Origin of the sequence: Paenibacillus sp. FSL H7-0326 (assembly GCF_001955535.1) — a bacterium.
Taxonomy (GTDB): domain Bacteria; phylum Bacillota; class Bacilli; order Paenibacillales; family Paenibacillaceae; genus Paenibacillus; species Paenibacillus shunpengii.
Genome location: NZ_MPVN01000003.1, coordinates 413,843 through 429,168, shown reverse-complemented (window position 1 = coordinate 429,168; position 15,326 = coordinate 413,843). Strand labels below are relative to the sequence as shown.

Genomic DNA, 15,326 nt, shown 5'->3' with positions numbered 1-15,326 from the left:
ACATAAGTTCCGTATAACTCTTGGGACAACATGAATCTCGGAGAAACGTTCAAACAAATATAGACACAACCCGAATTATTGTTATCTCTGGCAAGGTGCAGGCAGCCACTATTGATAAATAACGCTTCACCCTTAGACAAGTTCACTTTTTTCTCCTGAATCTAAAAAACAGCCTGCCCTTTGACTACAAGTACAAATTGGAGTTCTTCATGCCAGTGCAATGGGATATATCCGTTAATATGGTGAATGATCGTCGTGTGATAGCATGTGTTTAATTCTAATTATTTTGGGAGCTTTATTCTGGGGGATTGGCGGAACGGTTGCAAAAAAGCTCTTTCAATACGGAATAGATATGGGATCGTTCGTAACTGTCCGATTACTGATTGCAGGAATACTCCTTCTCTTACCGTCCATTGTTGTAATAAGGGCAGCAGAAAACAGCTTTGAGCCAGGCAGCCGTGCTGACGACCGTATTCTGGATGAAGGAATCCTTTGGAGGATTTCAATGGATGGGCACGCTCTGCATCATGATCATGGTGATCTACTTAGCTCTTAATAAAGAGGCCTCTTCAGATCGCGCAAACTCATAGAATCAACGAAACAAGAACGCTAGTCTCCATTCACGGAGGTCTCCCGTCGGTCGATGATCTCTTCAGGCAGCTGCTTGGACATACCTGGTACGTGCCGTGGCTGATACTCAATAAATTCCGATGAATACACAGCCACTGCAATTTGTCCCCCGTTGCTGTAAGCCCGAATAAGGATCGGCTCATTATAGGCATTCTCAAAGGCGAAATCCGGCCCTCCCCAACTGACGGTTGCATCCCTTCCAGCCAGAACGTAAGGTACGTTTCGGCTATGAGAGTACCGCTTCACGATCTGCAGCCCCGCTTTGTCAATGGCATTGAACAAAGTAGAGGATACTTGACATATTCCACCACCTACACCTTCCGATAGTTCACCCCGGACAATGACGCCTGCTCTTTTGTAACCCTTCTCTACCGTTCTCATACCCACAACCTCGTTAAAAGAGAAGGTCTCTCCCGGAAAAACAACAGCGCTGTCAATCGCCTTGGCCGCCAATGCGATGTTATGCGAGCGATTTTTATTATTAGAATTAAAATAAGTAACGTAATACCCGATCGGCTTCGCTCGGATTGAAGTCAGTATCTCGCTATCTACTTTGGGATGTAGTATGTAGGTTGGCAGCTCGACCGTTGCCGGCCCCTTTCCATAGTAATAGTTGTAGAAGAGTACCCGCATTTTACGTCGATCCAAGCGATATCCGTTCTGTCCCTCTTCAATATGACCATCCAATGCAATTCGTGCGTTCTCAGGCTTCTTTATCGTCTTACGATCCAATTTGTCCACCCACTGTTCATAGGTATCCGTGTTAATGAGCGGAAACACGCCAATATTATACTCGCTCCGATCCAGTGTGCTTAGTGAGTTACCATCTTGGGTTACAGTTAATAGATCCGCCGGATTTGCCTGTGTCGTGAGCAGTCCCAACAGGACCATGATGGATAACCATTTCAAATGCGTCTGCCTCCTTCCCCAATCGATTCCATAACAGTCCTTCTGGTATTATGGTAATCTTTTGAGAAATTCATGCATCATTATCCCCGAGATGAAATTACTCCCCCTTATTTATTTTTCTTCATTAGTATGGAAGTTATCTGGTAAAATTGAACCTGAAATTAGACACGAAATACTCTACAATTGTCGAGGAGGGTCTTGCATGAACATTACTTCAATACATAAAACAAACAGCTACTATTGGGATACTATTGGAAATGACTTCTTAAGAGCCATCGTGCTTCCTCACTATGGAGCATTTATTTCAGAAGAAAAACACCAGCTCTTTGGCGAGGTAACCGGAAAAAAACTGCTGGAGATCGGCTGTGGAAACGGTCAATCCCTGCAGTATCAGGGAGAACGAGGTGCTTCTGAATTATGGGGCATTGATTTATCTGATAATCAAATTGAGAAGGCAACGCAGCACCTGCAATCTTGCGGTGTGTCAGCTAAATTGATCTGTTCACCTATGGAAGAGGAATGCGGGATACCAGCGGATTATTTTGACTTTGTTTATTCGATCTATGCTATAGGCTGGACCACGGACCTTGAGGGAACTTTTAACCGGATTGCTTCTTATCTTAAAAAGGATGGAGTATTTATATTCAGCTGGTCTCACCCTATACACAAATGTGTAACTGCTGAGAATGATATGCTTGTATTTACAAAGAGCTATTTCGATGAAGCTTGGTATCCGGTACCTCTTGATGAAGGCCTGCTAACCTTAGCGGATCGCAAATTATCAACCTTTGTGAATGCGTTATCAAAAGCGGGCTTTGTCATTGAACAAATGATTGAGGAAACGGACGAAGAATTGCTGCATTCCCGGACAGATAACAGTGAGCTTGCACACAGAGCCAAGCTGCTTCCTGTTACTTTTGTAATTAAAGCAAGAAAGCTATAGTAGCCAAGCAGGGGATTACCCCCTGCTTTCTTTTATTATCAAAGTTTGAAACGCTATTGAATGAACATTGTACAATAGAAGTTATTACACCTTCAGGTACACCCAGTGTAAAGAGTCTTGCACAGGAAATGGGATACTCATCAAATTATTAATCCCGATTACTGGATCTCGCTGAGAACCTGCTCTTGACGACAAAAGAACCAATCAGCCAAATTCCAGAGAAGCCCTATTACAGCAATTCGATATGCCCCTCTGTTCCATTCACACGAATTCGCTGCCCATCCTTAATCAATTTAACGGCATCATCTACACCGACCACTGCTGGTATACCGTATTCCCTAGCAATCACGGCTCCGTGAGTCATCAGTCCGCCAACCTCAGTGACAAGACCTTTTATAGATACAAACAAGGGTGTCCAGCTAGGGTCAGTGAAAGAGGTAACTAATATATCTCCATCCTCCAAAATCGCATCCTCTATATTCATAATGACGCGCGCACGTCCTTCAATAATTCCGGTAGACACAGCCAACCCCGCAATCGCTCCCGGAGGAAGATTCTCACGGTGGTATCTGCCTGCTATCATTTCTCCATCAGAGGTCATTACGCGTGGTGGCGTCAGCTTCTCGTATCGACGATACTCTTCTTTTCGATTCTTAATCAGCTGGTAATCTAGTGTATGGGCGCGCACGACCTCATGAAGTTCATCAAAAGTCAAATCGTAAATATCTTCTTTATTCTGAATAATACCTTCCTGCACAAGCTGTTCTGCTTCTACCAACAGCGCCTGCTTATATATAAAGTATCGATTGATCATACCATATTTAGGATACTCCCGAAATCCGCTGAAATTCCGAATGAGGTCGATTCGCTGTTTGGTCTCTTTGGCTTTTTGCTCACCATCCGGCAGCCGCTTTAGTCGCTCCAGAAGCTCTCGCTCTTTATGGAGTGCCTCCTGGCGTCCTTGCTCAAATTTAAGCTCGCTTGCGCCCTTCTCGAAATTTCTAATATTCCCTAGGATTAAAGGAATGAGTGTCATCGGATTCTCACTCCAACGCGTTCGCGTTATATCAATCTCCCCGACGCAGCGCATGCCGTATTTGTCCAGGTAAGCATAGATGGCATCCTGCACTTTCTGTCCGCCGTCAAAAGTACCGAGATCCTCTATAAAGCGGTTATCTTCTGCTTCTTGTAAAAAGTCCACGATATCCGGATAAGGACGTATGGTATCGGCAACATCAAGCAGAGCAAGACCCATTTCCGAAGTAATATTATGTGGTACCGATTGGGATAAGGTATCCGCTGCATTGATCTCACCAAGCCAGGTGTACATATGTTCATTGATCCAGGCTGAAGCCTTCATCGTTTCATTAATTATTTGTGAACTTTGTGGATCAAACAAGATCTTCTTTAATTGCTTCATATCCTCCAGAATAAAATCGAATAAATCGCTTCCTGATTTCGCTTTTATCGTATGCTTCAGCTCTGCGATGGAATTCTGAGTCTTATGGATGAGCTCTGATACGATGGACTTATCGAATTCAACCCATGCCTCAGAAGCTGTAGACGACTTGCTGTCACTGCCTGCATTTCTACTCTGTTCTTTGTTCTCTGGCTCTAATGCAGGAAGAAAATTTTCTCGCTCTAAGAGAGTTATGAGGGCATCCTTAACGAGCAGATCGGATTGTCCCAGCGTGTTGATCATGTGATTTCTCCCAGCAGCTGTAGACAGCACTGGCGTAATATCGACGAACAATCTTCCGCCCGCTGTGCGCATAGGTGCAGGTGTCGTTAACAGATAAAATGACATACCCAGCGGCTTGATGGGATCTGTCATCATTTGCTGGTGACCGACTGACACATAAACATGATTCTCCTGATCATTTGTCTGTGGAATTGGATATAACGTCGTGATTGGCCTGCTCTGCACAATATAAAATGTATCATGAGCCAAACACCATTCAATATCCTGTGGAGCGTTATAATGAGCTTCAATCTGTCTACCGAGCCGAGCGAGCTCCATAATTTGCTGATCCGTCAACGTCTGTGTGTTTTGCTGATCGGGATGAATCTCCTGTGTCTCTGTACCGCCTTCTGGCCGTCCATACACCGCTAATTTCTTTGTTGCTATCTTCTTATCGACGATTTCTCCGTCACACACTTTATAGCCATCTGCAGATACGATTCCAGATACGAGTGCCTCCCCTAGTCCATAGCTGGCATCAATGGTGAGAAGCTTTCGGTTCGAAGTTACGGGATCTGCAGTGAATAATATCCCTGAGGCTTCTGGGAACACCATCCTTTGAACGATAACGGATATTTTAATCTGCTTGTGATCAAATCCATTTTGCATTCGGTACATCACCGCACGGTCTGTGAATAGAGATGCCCAGCAATTGCTGATATGCTGCAATATCGCTTCTGTGCCAATAACATTTAAGTATGTGTCTTGCTGTCCGGCAAAAGAAGCATGCGGCAAATCCTCAGCAGTCGAACTCGAACGCACGGCATAGGCATGTTCTTCACCCAGCTTGGAGAGATAGTGAGCTGTCGTTTCCTTAACATCGGTAGGGATTCCTGCAGCCCTGATGATATGCCGAATTTCCTCGCTGATTGTACCGATCTGATCCCGATCCTCTACAGTTAGCATAGCAAGTCGATTAAGCAGTTCCTGATACACTTTGTTTTGTGCGATAGCTGCTTCATATCCTCTAGTTGTGATACAAAATCCATCTGGCACTTCAATTCCTTGAAGTTTGGACAACTCTCCTAGATTTAACCCTTTTCCACCAACAAGCCATAACTGCGTTCTATCCATTTCTTGAAAACCGAGAACCAAAGGATAATCCATCCATATCTCCCCTTACTACTAAGATTGAGAAAAAACATTTGACACACCATATGCCGGCATGATATTCTTAATATATAAGATGAGTTAATTATGCCTACATATTTAAAGCGATAGAAAATCTATTTTATTATATCAGCGTTTTTGTTCATATACAAGACAAAAGAACCCGGTACTGGCTACCGAAGTTCTTTATTTGTTTATTCAGGATATACTCTGATCTCGGGGTAACCTGAACGAAACGAAATTTTGGCATAGATCACCATAATGTCACTCCTGGGTCTGCTTCAGAATCACATTCGCCGCTTCTACCGCACCTCCTGCATTTCGTAAGGACTTTGATAGCTTCTTCGCGTTTTCCTCATATTTCACATTTGTCAGCACCTCCGTTACTGATGCTGCCAGATCTGCTCGCTTCTTCCCTTTCAGCAATACGCCCGCTCCCAGTTCAGCTACCCGATTGGCAACCATTTTTTGTTCGCTGTGTTGTGGAAATAACACCATGGGAACACCAAAATACAAGCTTTCACTCACACTATTCATACCGCTGTGTGTAATAAAAGCATCTGCGGTTTGTAATACAGATATCTGATCCACTGTGTTCCTCACCATGAAATTTTCAGGAATAATGCCGAGTGATTTAATATCTGTCTTCTCACCCACGGATATGACAATCGTATAATTGGATTGTGCAAATGCGTTGATGCAATTGTCATAGAACTCACGATTTTTATTAAGAACGGTTCCGAGGGAAATATAGATTAATTGTCTATCCTTTTTATTGTTCTCCTGCGGCGACAACGTTCTAATCGAAGGTCCAACAAAGGCATACCGTTCAGAAAAGGTGTCCGCCATCGGTTGGAATTCCTTTGACGTGTATACAATTGTGTCAGTATCATTATCATTTTGAACAATGGATATAAAACTTCTCACATCATAACCGTGATTCCTAAGCATCTGAATTTTTTTATTGATTCGGGGCATACCAAAGGCCATCTTTAATAGTTCCCTGAAGCTGCGCTTCATCAGCTTGGCTGTATGTTGATTAAACGCAAAAGTAGTTGTCGAGCATATATAGGGAATTTTTAATTTACTGGCAAACAGCTTCCCCCAGAAGCATAATGAATCGGATACAATACAATCCGGCTGCAATTCCTGTAATTCCTTGCACACCTTCGCATCTAAAGCTATGGTCGTATCGGCAACCATTTCAATCAATGCTGCAAAATCCTTGCCCGCCTTGCGATCCAGTTCTTCAGGTGAAAGCTTGGGCAAATATTCATCACAGGCTATAAATGAAGCACCAGAGGCTTGAATCTTCTCCTGAAATTCGAGAAACGAATAATACCATACCTCGTGTCCTCTATTGACTATTTCTCTGACAACGGGAATAGTCGGATTGGTATGACCATGAGCGGGTATCGAGAAAAAGACAATTTTACTCATTCTATTCCCTCCTCCGTGATTTCGGATGTCCTAATCATCTCTGCAAATTGCAGGAAACCGTCACTTTTCATAACAGCAATACCTCTCGTTGCGTCTTCTCCCAACACCACCAGCTTATCACCTGCATGAATTTGATACATTTCTCGTGCCTGCTTGGGAATCACAATCTGACCTCGTTCTCCTACCTTTACCACACCAAAAAAATGCTTCCCCTTAGGGGCAACCTGGTGCACCTCCTCTTCGCTCATACTGCGCGAGAGCTGATCCAATGTGACTTGAAAAATATCAGAAAGCAATTTGCATTTATATATATCGGGCAAGACTTCTCCATTCTCCCACTTTGCTACGGTCTGTCGTGACACGTTTACCTTCTCTGCCAATTGTTCCTGGCTAAGTTTTAGCTTTTTGCGAAAAGTACGAATATTCATATCAATCATATTTTTCATCTCCTTGTAAGTTACATCTTATAGAAGATCTAAGGTGAGTTCTATCAACGAACTTTAACATTTGCATGTTAAGGATTGTAGCATTTCCTTTAGGGTTCTCATTTATTATTCCACCAACCGTCCCAAGTTAGCGAAACCAAACTTTCTTCCAAGTGTAGTGCTTAATCAATTTCTAGATAAATGGAGCAAGCAACGCCCTCTTTTCTAAAAAATCAAATGTTTCGGAGTTTATTGTATCGATGACTGGTTTAAAATACTTGAAAAACTCTAAAATCGAAAGGACCAAAGCTATGTTAAGGCATCCTAACCTAAACGGTAAAATCGCTGTAATCACTGGCGCTGGCTCGGGTATAGGACGTGCTGCAGCACTGCAATTCGCAGGAGAAGGTGTGAAGGTATGTCTATTAGATCTTGATCTGGATCATGTGAACAGCGTGAAGGCTCACCTTGAGGAATCCGGAGGCGAAGCCATAGCTCTGAAGTGTGATATCAATTCTTCTCATGACATCAAGCAGGGAATCCGATCGGCAAGCGAACATTGGGGAGGACTTGATATTGTGTTTGCCAACGCGGGGATCGCCGGGGAAATGGCCCCTATCGAAACGATGAATGAGGAGGATTGGGACCGCACAATCCATACGAATTTAAGAGGAACGTTCTTGACCGTTAAGCATGCCATTCCCTTCATGAAAGAGCATGGAGGCAGTATTATTATTACAAGCTCTGTTAGCGGAAACCGTATTTTCTCTCAGCCTGGTTATACTGCTTACAGCACATCTAAAGCCGGACAAATTGCACTCATGAAGATGTCTGCTCTTGAGCTTGCACAGTACAAAATACGCGTGAACGCGATTTGCCCAGGCGCGATTAAAACCCATATTGGAGATTCCATACACAGCTCCATGGATATCAAGGACATTGAGATCCCCGTCGAATATCCTGAAGGTGATCAGCCTCTGGAGCACGGACCAGGCCAACCTGAACAAATTGCAGATTTAGTGACATTTCTCGCTTCCGACTTATCCTCACATATCACCGGAACCGAAATTTATATTGATGGAGCAGAGTCGCTTCTTAAATGACCACAGCGCATTGAACATCGTGGAACGCTTATTGTAATCAACTAAATTTGTATCTGCTAAAAAAAGAAAAGCCGCCAATTGGCGGCTGATCGTGCAGAATATGATAAGGTCGAATCATTTATTTTATGAACTTAGATCTTACCAGAACCGATCGTGGTGTCCCATTAACAGTGAAATGCCTTCTGTAAAGTAATAATCTCCGTAGATTAGTGGGACATCAATATTGCTCTTCCCTGGGTAATGACTCGTTCCATGCAAGATGAGTCCTTCCTCTGTCTCCGATTCCCATGCTCCATAATTGGTGTACAAGGAGTAGAGAATTCGCTCTGCACATTTGCGGTACATCTCCGCCTCCAGTCCGTTAACCTGATCTGCGATAAGCAGAAGTCCGCAGGCGGCACAGGCGCCGGCTGAGGAATCTCGAATCGAAGGCACTCCTTCAGGTGATCGGAAATCCCAATACGGAATATGATCCTCCGGTAAATTAGCTATAAAGAAATGCGCGGTTTGTTTAGCTGCATCCAGATATTCCTGCTTACCAGTATAATGATAGCTTAGACTCATTCCATAAATCGCCCAAGCTGTTCCACGAGACCAAGCTGATTCTGGTGCGTACCCTTGTCCTCCCATCACTTCCCGCTTCTCTCCAGTTTCAGGGTCAAATACGACAATATGAGCAACCGAGTCGTCAGGACGATAAAAATGCTTCAGCACCGTATCTGCATGCTTCACAGCAATGTGCTTGTACCTTGGATCTCCCGTCGTACGGGATGCCCAGTGTAACAGAGGTAAATTCATTAAGCAGTCAATGATGGCCCAGCCAGCGTTATTCTCTCCATTCCACGCTCGAATATAATTACCCTGAATGTTGAACCTCGCAGCCAGAAGGTTGGCAGCAAGCAGCGCTCTTCGTTTCGAGTCCTCTGCTCCTAGAAGCTTATATCTTGCCCCGCTTGTCAAAGTCCACATGAATCCGATATCGTGATCTACCTGATGGGCATCCGTAAGTAATGAATCCAGCTGACTTTCACAGGACTCTGCGGTTACCTTGAGTACTTCGTCTTTGGTATCACGATAAACAAGCCACAGTATGCCTGGCCAGAAGCCGGCGGTCCACCACGAGGCCCGCTCCAGCTGATACTCTCCGTTCACACTTGCGTGTGGAAAGCGGTCTCCAATTCGATGATGAATTCGCTTCACTTTTGTTACCGTTTGATCCCAAGCTTCTTGCACCCAATCCGGTTGAACTGTCATATTACATGCTCCTCTCAAGAACTCTATGTTTTATCCTATAATGGCTTTGTCCAAATAAACGTTCCCACCTGACCAGGCCTTAAGTGACGTCCACTCGGCCTGTCCTTGCCAAAAAGCAGCGTCAGGAGGCAGCCCGAGCGGCAAAAATACAGTCGTGCACAAATATAAGCTGCCTGTCGAAATATAGGCTTCTCCGATATCAGGCTGATGTCCGGCAAATCCGATCCGAAGCCAGCCATTATCATCGAAAGTGCCCGGCATCTGTACCTGCCGCTTGATGACCGCCGTGAGCGCACAGCGAACTTGAGCTGGTTCCAGTTCTTTTGGAAGCTCCTCCCTTAAGGACATTAACGATAAATGCTGAAATGCACCGAAGCGGTAGGCAAGTGATCGTCCAATAGGCGGGAAAGTGCCTTCTGGTGAAATGAATCGTTCCAATATAGCGGCATAACGTTCAGCTCTCGTTAATACTTTCGCTCGGAGTTCCGCCCAATCCCCATACTGATCTCCAACCTCATTCAATATGTCCACCAGCATAGGCTGAATGACATAGCTGTTGTAATAATCCCAGTGAAATGCAGGCCCATCCCCATAAGCTCCGTCGCCCTTATACCACTGCTCATGCTGCCTCAGTGCATAATCCACACGCATTCGATCCCAATCCTTGACTCCCATTCGGAATAAAGCGGTTTCAATCATCGCGCTGAACAGCAGCCAATTACTAAATACAGGGCGTATAATGCGTGTTGCCTGCAGAGCGGAGATCAAATTCTGCTTCACTTTTTCATCTAATAGCACATACAGCTCATTAGGAGCGCGAAGCACCGCGTTTGCAAGAAAGGCAGCATCAACGACGGGCTGTCCGCCTATTGCAAAATTCATAAAGTCTGGTGATTCCGGATCTGTAGCCATATCTATGGCACGCCTTGCCATATCGGCCATCCTCGCCCGAATTTCTCCTTCTTCTCCTGTACGCGGACCATGCTCAAGCCAAGGCGAAATCCCGGCAAGTGTGCGCCCTAGTGCTTCTAGATAAGTGTAATCGGATCGATCACGAGCCGTTGCTTCAACAGGCATATCCATCTTAAGCCGACGTTCTGATAATGAATACAGTACAGGATAAGCAATGCGAACCAGAGTATCCACCCAATAATTTCGATCGACGGACATCGCTGCAGCCTCCTTTTTCATATCCTTGCTTCCCAAAAAAGTATAGACGGTTGCCTCTGGCCATTCAATAAACTATAATCATCAAAAACTGACCTATCGTGCTTAGGAGTGCAAACGAATGATTAAGCTGTTATCCTGTGGGTTCCATACCATACACCGTGAAGGTATTGTGCGAAACAGACCGAATGGTTCAGAAAACTACATTTTTGTATTTTTTAATAGCAGAACGGAAGTCAAGCTTCATGACGACACCCTGACGGTAGAGAAAAATACGTTTATTCTCTTTCAACCCCATACGCCCCATTATTATCGCGAGCTGGAAAGCCCGTTTGTTAACGACTGGTTTCATTGTAATGGCGATGGCATTCAGGAATTCCTCCTGGATATCCGTTTCCCTGTGGATATGCCGGTTGATGCCTCTGATCCGATGCTGATATCCCGAAGCATTATGGAGCTCACGAACAGGCATCGACTCGACGGTCGTCTGCGCGAGCGAATTATTGATAGTGATCTTCGGTCTTTTTTTATGAAACTGACGGACCTGCGGGAACGAACTGCTCCACACTATTACATCCGATTCACCGAGCTTCGAAGCGAACTGTACCGCAGTCCCCAGAAGTACAGATCTGTGCAGGAACTCGCACTGAGCTTGAATTTAAGTAAATCGTATTTCCAGCACATCTATAAGGAGCTATTTGGTTGTTCTGTCATGACCGATATCATCAATGCCAGGCTGGAGCATGCGAAGTATCTATTAGATCACAGCGAGTGGTCAGTCACTCACATTGCCCATTCATGCGGCTACGAGAACGACACCCATTTTATGAGACAATTCAAGAAGTTTATTGGAGTCTCACCAAGGCAGTATCGATTCAGAAGTGAAACATGATTCCACACTTCATGCTCCAGACAGTTTGCCTGCAACCTAAAAACGACCCGTAGAACCCGTCGCTTTTTCTTAAGTGCTTCTTCTACGGGTCGTTTCTACGATTTTTTTCGAACCAGACTCGCAAAGCCTACCTGCCCAAACCATTCCATAACTCACTTCATATGCGGGCTTGCGTCCGACACTTTAGAAAACGAAACGAGCTCCTACTTGCTGAAATATTGAAAATCATTTTAGTTATTGATATACTTCAATTGAAATATCTTAGTCCCTAAGATATTTGATAGAGGAGGACACGATGAACATCTTTGAAAATTTACTTATATCCTTAAAAAAAGCAAGTGAAGTAAGTATTTCGATTATGAAGCCTAGAGACATAGGAGAAATTAATCATAGTTTGATGATATTTCTTTTTATGATCAACAATAAAGGTGAAATCAAGACTAGTGAAGTTTCAGAGTACTTTGGTGTGACCTCCGGTGCAGCAACAGGCATTGCTGACAAGCTCGAGACCTTAGGCTTGATTGACAGACACCGCAGTGATACAGACCGGAGAGTTGTTACCTTGGCATTATCTGAGAAAGGGAAAAAACTTGTACAAGACAAGAAAAATGAGCACGTTGAACTGTACCAATATATTTTGCGTGACTTCTCAGAGGAAGAACTATTGAACACCATTCGAATGCTAAACAAAATATCAAACTCAATAGAAAATTACTTCATGGAGGATACGAAATGAAAATATTAGTAACGGGATTTACCGGAAAGGTCGGCTTCTGGGTTGCTAATAATTTGAAGTATAGAAATATACCAACCGTATGTGCGGTGCGAAATGTTGAACAAGCGATGGCCAAATATGGTAGTGGTTATGAATTCGTTCGTCTTGATTTTTCAGATATAAGTACCTTTGATGAGGCACTTGAAAGGGTTGACCGGATTTTTTTAATGTATCCGCCTGGTCAACATCTTCATTTCGATGTATTTCTAGAGAAAGCCAGGGAAAAAGGGATCAAGCATATTACCTATCTATCACTAAAAGATGTGCAGTTTATGCCATTTATTCATCATTACAAGATGGAAAAGTGGATCAAAAAAAGTAAAATACCTTACACATTCGTTCGTGCGGGCTATTTTATGCAAAATTTGAGTGATTTTCTCTGTAAGGAAATTAAAGAAAGACACCGAATTTTTGTATCCGCAGGAAACGGAAAAACAAGCTTTGTGGACACTAGAGATCTTGCAGAAGTCTCTGCTCTGTCGTTAACGGAGATAGCAAAGCATAGAAACCAAATCTATGTCATCACCGGCAATGAAGCACTTGATTTTTATGAAGTAGCAGCTCTAATGACGGAAGTGCTTGGCGTAAAAATTGAATACACGAACCCTTCAATCAAAGAATTCAAGCAATATATGACACAGTCAGGTGTAGATGCACAATTCGTTAATGTCGTTGCTGGAATTCATATGCCTACTAAGCTCGGACTTGCAAAAGGAATCAAGCATGATTATATGAAGGTAACTGGAAAGAATCCTACAACCATCAGGCAATATATTGAGGATTTCAAACAGGATTGGCTCTAGCCGTTACCTGTTGAAACCACAACTCATCCAAAAGATCATTTGTTTATATTAAATATTATACTTTAGAAGAGGGAGAGAAATAATTATGGGATTTATTCAAGATATAAGGCCTGTCTTCAACAAAACGAAAATCAAGCTGAGGGACAAAATTCATGAGGCAAATGACATTTACACCTTTATCTTCGACAAAAGTGATGCGCTAAACTGGAAAGCCGGCCAGCACGGCGTATTTAATATCACGCACCGGAAAGTAGCGAATCCAACCCGGCCATTCAGTATTGCCTCAGCCCCATTTGAGAATAAAATACAGCTGTCCATGCAAATCTCTGAAAGTCCCAGCGAATTCAAGCAAGCGATGCTGGAACTGGAACCCGGAATGGAGATGGACATGCGTGGGCCCATTGGACCAATGTATGTTGATACACCTCAACAGCCTATTTTATTTATAGCTGCCGGGCTTGGCATCACCCCGTTTCGGGCGATTTTGAAAGATTTGGCGAACCGAAATACTTATGAAGCGGTTTATCATCTTTTTTATATAAACCATTCCGAAGTGTTTTTATATGCGGATGAACTGGATGAGCTGTCAAGCAAGCACCCTTCTATTCGTGTGCAATATTATCAGGATCGAAACATACTTTATAAAGACATCTCAAATTACGCTACCTATCAAGGCAATCAAGGATATTATTATGTTGCCGGTTCTCAAGCGATGGTGGGTTCCATATCCGATTTGCTAAGATCCAATAACATTAAAAAAGGGCATATTAAAAAAGATATTTTTCGAGGATATAAATCCTGATTTTGCGTCCATATACGTCCGAAGTGAGGGAATACAATTCACAAATGAAGACATTGGGGGAGCACGATCATGCGGGTGGGGATCATTGGCGCCGGAATAGGCGGGCTTACTTTAGCTCATGCATTGTCGAGTCAACATATCGAAGTCGTTCTGTTCGACCGCGATCCTGCCTCTTCCTGTACAGGCGGATATCGGCTTCACCTCAGTGAAGAAGCCCTCAAATCCCTACACCTTGCTCTGCCTGCAGAAACAGAACATGCACTTAGAAAAAGCGGCACAGGCAAGGAAACCTTCAAGCAATTTTCGATCCTTGATCATCAAGGACAGACGAAGCTGCGTATTCGTCAACCCGACCATAGCGACCCGCTTATGATCGGAAGACTGCCCTTGCGTACCATATTAGCTTCTCAGCTGGAGCACCAGATTCGCTGGGACACACATTTCACCTGCTATGAAGAAGCAGACACCGGCATCCGGCTTCATTTTGCCAATGCAGAAAGTGAGCTTGTAGATGTCCTGGTCGGTGCAGATGGAGTAAACTCTGCTGTTGCAAGACAGTTATTAAATAGAAAGACCGCAAAAAGTGCTGGAGTGACCGCGATCGCAGGCAAAACGCGGCTGACGAATCATTTCAGATCATCCTTGTACAAGGATTTGTTCATAGGACCTGGATTTGCGGCTGGACCACAGGGAATCGGGATGTTCTTGTCCGTACATGACCCGGTTTATGACGGACCGCAGGAATTCGTTAACTCCCTAATTGTCCATGAGGAGCCTTACCTGATCTGGTCCGTTGCTGCCTTAGATGAAACCTTTTATACTGACCTGAAAGAATTGACTTCCGGTGAGTTGCAACTGGAATCTTTAAGGCTGTTACATGATTGGGATCAAGGATATCAGGAGCTCGTCAACCATTCGGTTGAAGGAGAAACAGCCGCCTTCAAATTCTGGTTCCCGAGCAATCTGTCTGCCTGGAAGCATAACCGGATTACACTAATTGGGGATGCGGTTCATCCCATGCCGCCGACGGGCGGTTTAGGTGCGAGCACCGCGATTATAGATGCTGTACATTTAGCCAAAATGCTTAATGAGCAAAAAGATATCCCCACAGCATTACATATGTACCAGAAGGCGATGCTGAAATATGCTCCGAAAGCGATCGATGAAGCACGTCCTCCTTTATTTTGGCAGCGTCGGTTTACGAATGAATGGATTAGAAAGTTCGCGATGTCCATCCTCCTTCCTGCAGTAGATCAAGCTTTATCGATAAATGATCGCTTTAGAAAGAATAAATAGACGATACTCAGATAATCAAGGCAGCTATGTTCTCGG

The 15,326-nt window shown here is 44.0% G+C and carries 14 protein-coding genes and 1 pseudogene; 9 read left to right on the top strand and 6 right to left on the bottom strand.

What is annotated here, in order from left to right; all coding sequences use genetic code 11:
• Positions 1-265 precede the first annotated feature (265 nt).
• Positions 266-406: pseudogene (locus BK126_RS29890) on the top strand (EamA family transporter); the annotation flags it as partial.
• Between the two features lie 37 nt (positions 407-443).
• Positions 444-590 carry a hypothetical protein gene (locus BK126_RS29885; RefSeq protein ID WP_256702934.1) on the top strand — a complete coding sequence of 49 codons (147 nt, stop codon included), beginning with the start codon at positions 444-446 and terminating at the stop codon, positions 588-590.
• 19 nt (positions 591-609) lie between these two features.
• On the opposite strand, the gene BK126_RS17890 is transcribed toward BK126_RS29885, so the two are convergent.
• On the bottom strand, positions 610-1,539 hold the full coding sequence (locus tag BK126_RS17890; RefSeq protein WP_445321887.1) for a VanW family protein: 930 nt from the start codon (positions 1,537-1,539) through the stop codon (positions 610-612).
• 202 nt (positions 1,540-1,741) lie between these two features.
• On the opposite strand from BK126_RS17890, the gene BK126_RS17885 reads away from it, so the two are divergent.
• On the top strand, positions 1,742-2,482 hold the full coding sequence (locus tag BK126_RS17885) for a class I SAM-dependent methyltransferase (protein ID WP_083655948.1): 741 nt from the start codon (positions 1,742-1,744) through the stop codon (positions 2,480-2,482).
• Positions 2,483-2,711: 229 nt separating this feature from the next.
• On the opposite strand, the gene ppsA is transcribed toward BK126_RS17885, so the two are convergent.
• From ppsA to BK126_RS17870, 3 genes are all read right to left on the bottom strand, one after another.
• Entirely contained in the window at positions 2,712-5,330 is a 2,619-nt protein-coding gene (gene ppsA / locus BK126_RS17880; RefSeq protein WP_076313897.1) for a phosphoenolpyruvate synthase, read from the bottom strand.
• Between the two features lie 267 nt (positions 5,331-5,597).
• Entirely contained in the window at positions 5,598-6,773 is a 1,176-nt protein-coding gene (locus BK126_RS17875) for a macrolide family glycosyltransferase (RefSeq protein ID WP_076313896.1), read from the bottom strand.
• Complete coding sequence (locus tag BK126_RS17870) at positions 6,770-7,210, bottom strand: helix-turn-helix domain-containing protein (protein WP_076313895.1); 441 nt, start codon at positions 7,208-7,210, stop codon at positions 6,770-6,772. The genes BK126_RS17875 and BK126_RS17870 overlap by 4 nt, the downstream gene beginning before the upstream one ends.
• 299 nt (positions 7,211-7,509) lie before the next feature.
• On the opposite strand from BK126_RS17870, the gene BK126_RS17865 reads away from it, so the two are divergent.
• Positions 7,510-8,301, top strand: coding sequence for an SDR family oxidoreductase (locus BK126_RS17865; RefSeq protein ID WP_076314106.1), 792 nt, complete (start codon positions 7,510-7,512; stop codon positions 8,299-8,301).
• A 138-nt stretch (positions 8,302-8,439) separates the two neighbouring features.
• On the opposite strand, the gene BK126_RS17860 is transcribed toward BK126_RS17865, so the two are convergent.
• Together BK126_RS17860 and BK126_RS17855 are read right to left on the bottom strand one after the other, a co-directional pair.
• On the bottom strand, positions 8,440-9,555 hold the full coding sequence (locus BK126_RS17860) for a glycoside hydrolase family 88 protein (RefSeq protein ID WP_076313894.1): 1,116 nt from the start codon (positions 9,553-9,555) through the stop codon (positions 8,440-8,442).
• Positions 9,556-9,585: 30 nt separating this feature from the next.
• Entirely contained in the window at positions 9,586-10,725 is a 1,140-nt protein-coding gene (locus BK126_RS17855; RefSeq protein WP_076313893.1) for a DUF2264 domain-containing protein, read from the bottom strand.
• A gap of 118 nt (positions 10,726-10,843) precedes the next feature.
• Between BK126_RS17855 and BK126_RS17850 the strand changes: the two genes are divergently transcribed.
• The 5 genes from BK126_RS17850 (at position 10,844) to BK126_RS17830 (ending at position 15,290) form a co-directional block, all read left to right on the top strand.
• Complete coding sequence (locus BK126_RS17850) at positions 10,844-11,614, top strand: helix-turn-helix domain-containing protein (protein ID WP_076313892.1); 771 nt, start codon at positions 10,844-10,846, stop codon at positions 11,612-11,614.
• Between the two features lie 295 nt (positions 11,615-11,909).
• A complete protein-coding gene (locus BK126_RS17845) occupies positions 11,910-12,350 on the top strand; it encodes a MarR family winged helix-turn-helix transcriptional regulator (RefSeq protein WP_076313891.1) in 441 nt (146 codons plus the stop codon).
• Positions 12,347-13,192 carry an SDR family oxidoreductase gene (locus BK126_RS17840; RefSeq protein WP_076313890.1) on the top strand — a complete coding sequence of 282 codons (846 nt, stop codon included), beginning with the start codon at positions 12,347-12,349 and terminating at the stop codon, positions 13,190-13,192. The genes BK126_RS17845 and BK126_RS17840 overlap by 4 nt, the downstream gene beginning before the upstream one ends.
• Positions 13,193-13,277: 85 nt before the next feature.
• Complete coding sequence (locus BK126_RS17835; protein WP_076313889.1) at positions 13,278-13,994, top strand: FAD-dependent oxidoreductase; 717 nt, start codon at positions 13,278-13,280, stop codon at positions 13,992-13,994.
• 69 nt (positions 13,995-14,063) lie between these two features.
• Positions 14,064-15,290 carry an FAD-dependent oxidoreductase gene (locus tag BK126_RS17830; protein ID WP_076313888.1) on the top strand — a complete coding sequence of 409 codons (1,227 nt, stop codon included), beginning with the start codon at positions 14,064-14,066 and terminating at the stop codon, positions 15,288-15,290.
• The last annotated feature ends 36 nt before the right edge of the window (positions 15,291-15,326 follow it).

Bases quoted from the DNA above. Each gene is read 5' to 3' on its own strand.
- BK126_RS17875 (WP_076313896.1), bottom strand. From the start codon at position 6,773: ATGAGTAAAATTGTCTTTTTCTCGATACCCGCTCATGGTCATACCAAT.
- BK126_RS17860 (WP_076313894.1), bottom strand. From the start codon at position 9,555: ATGACAGTTCAACCGGATTGGGTGCAAGAAGCTTGGGATCAAACGGTA.
- BK126_RS17885 (WP_083655948.1), top strand. From the start codon at position 1,742: ATGAACATTACTTCAATACATAAAACAAACAGCTACTATTGGGATACT.
- BK126_RS17845 (WP_076313891.1), top strand. From the start codon at position 11,910: ATGAACATCTTTGAAAATTTACTTATATCCTTAAAAAAAGCAAGTGAA.
- BK126_RS17865 (WP_076314106.1), top strand. From the start codon at position 7,510: ATGTTAAGGCATCCTAACCTAAACGGTAAAATCGCTGTAATCACTGGC.
- BK126_RS17870 (WP_076313895.1), bottom strand. From the start codon at position 7,210: ATGATTGATATGAATATTCGTACTTTTCGCAAAAAGCTAAAACTTAGC.
- BK126_RS17850 (WP_076313892.1), top strand. From the start codon at position 10,844: ATGATTAAGCTGTTATCCTGTGGGTTCCATACCATACACCGTGAAGGT.
- BK126_RS17835 (WP_076313889.1), top strand. From the start codon at position 13,278: ATGGGATTTATTCAAGATATAAGGCCTGTCTTCAACAAAACGAAAATC.
- BK126_RS17830 (WP_076313888.1), top strand. From the start codon at position 14,064: ATGCGGGTGGGGATCATTGGCGCCGGAATAGGCGGGCTTACTTTAGCT.
- BK126_RS17855 (WP_076313893.1), bottom strand. From the start codon at position 10,725: ATGTCCGTCGATCGAAATTATTGGGTGGATACTCTGGTTCGCATTGCT.
- ppsA (WP_076313897.1), bottom strand. From the start codon at position 5,330: ATGGATTATCCTTTGGTTCTCGGTTTTCAAGAAATGGATAGAACGCAG.
- BK126_RS17840 (WP_076313890.1), top strand. From the start codon at position 12,347: ATGAAAATATTAGTAACGGGATTTACCGGAAAGGTCGGCTTCTGGGTT.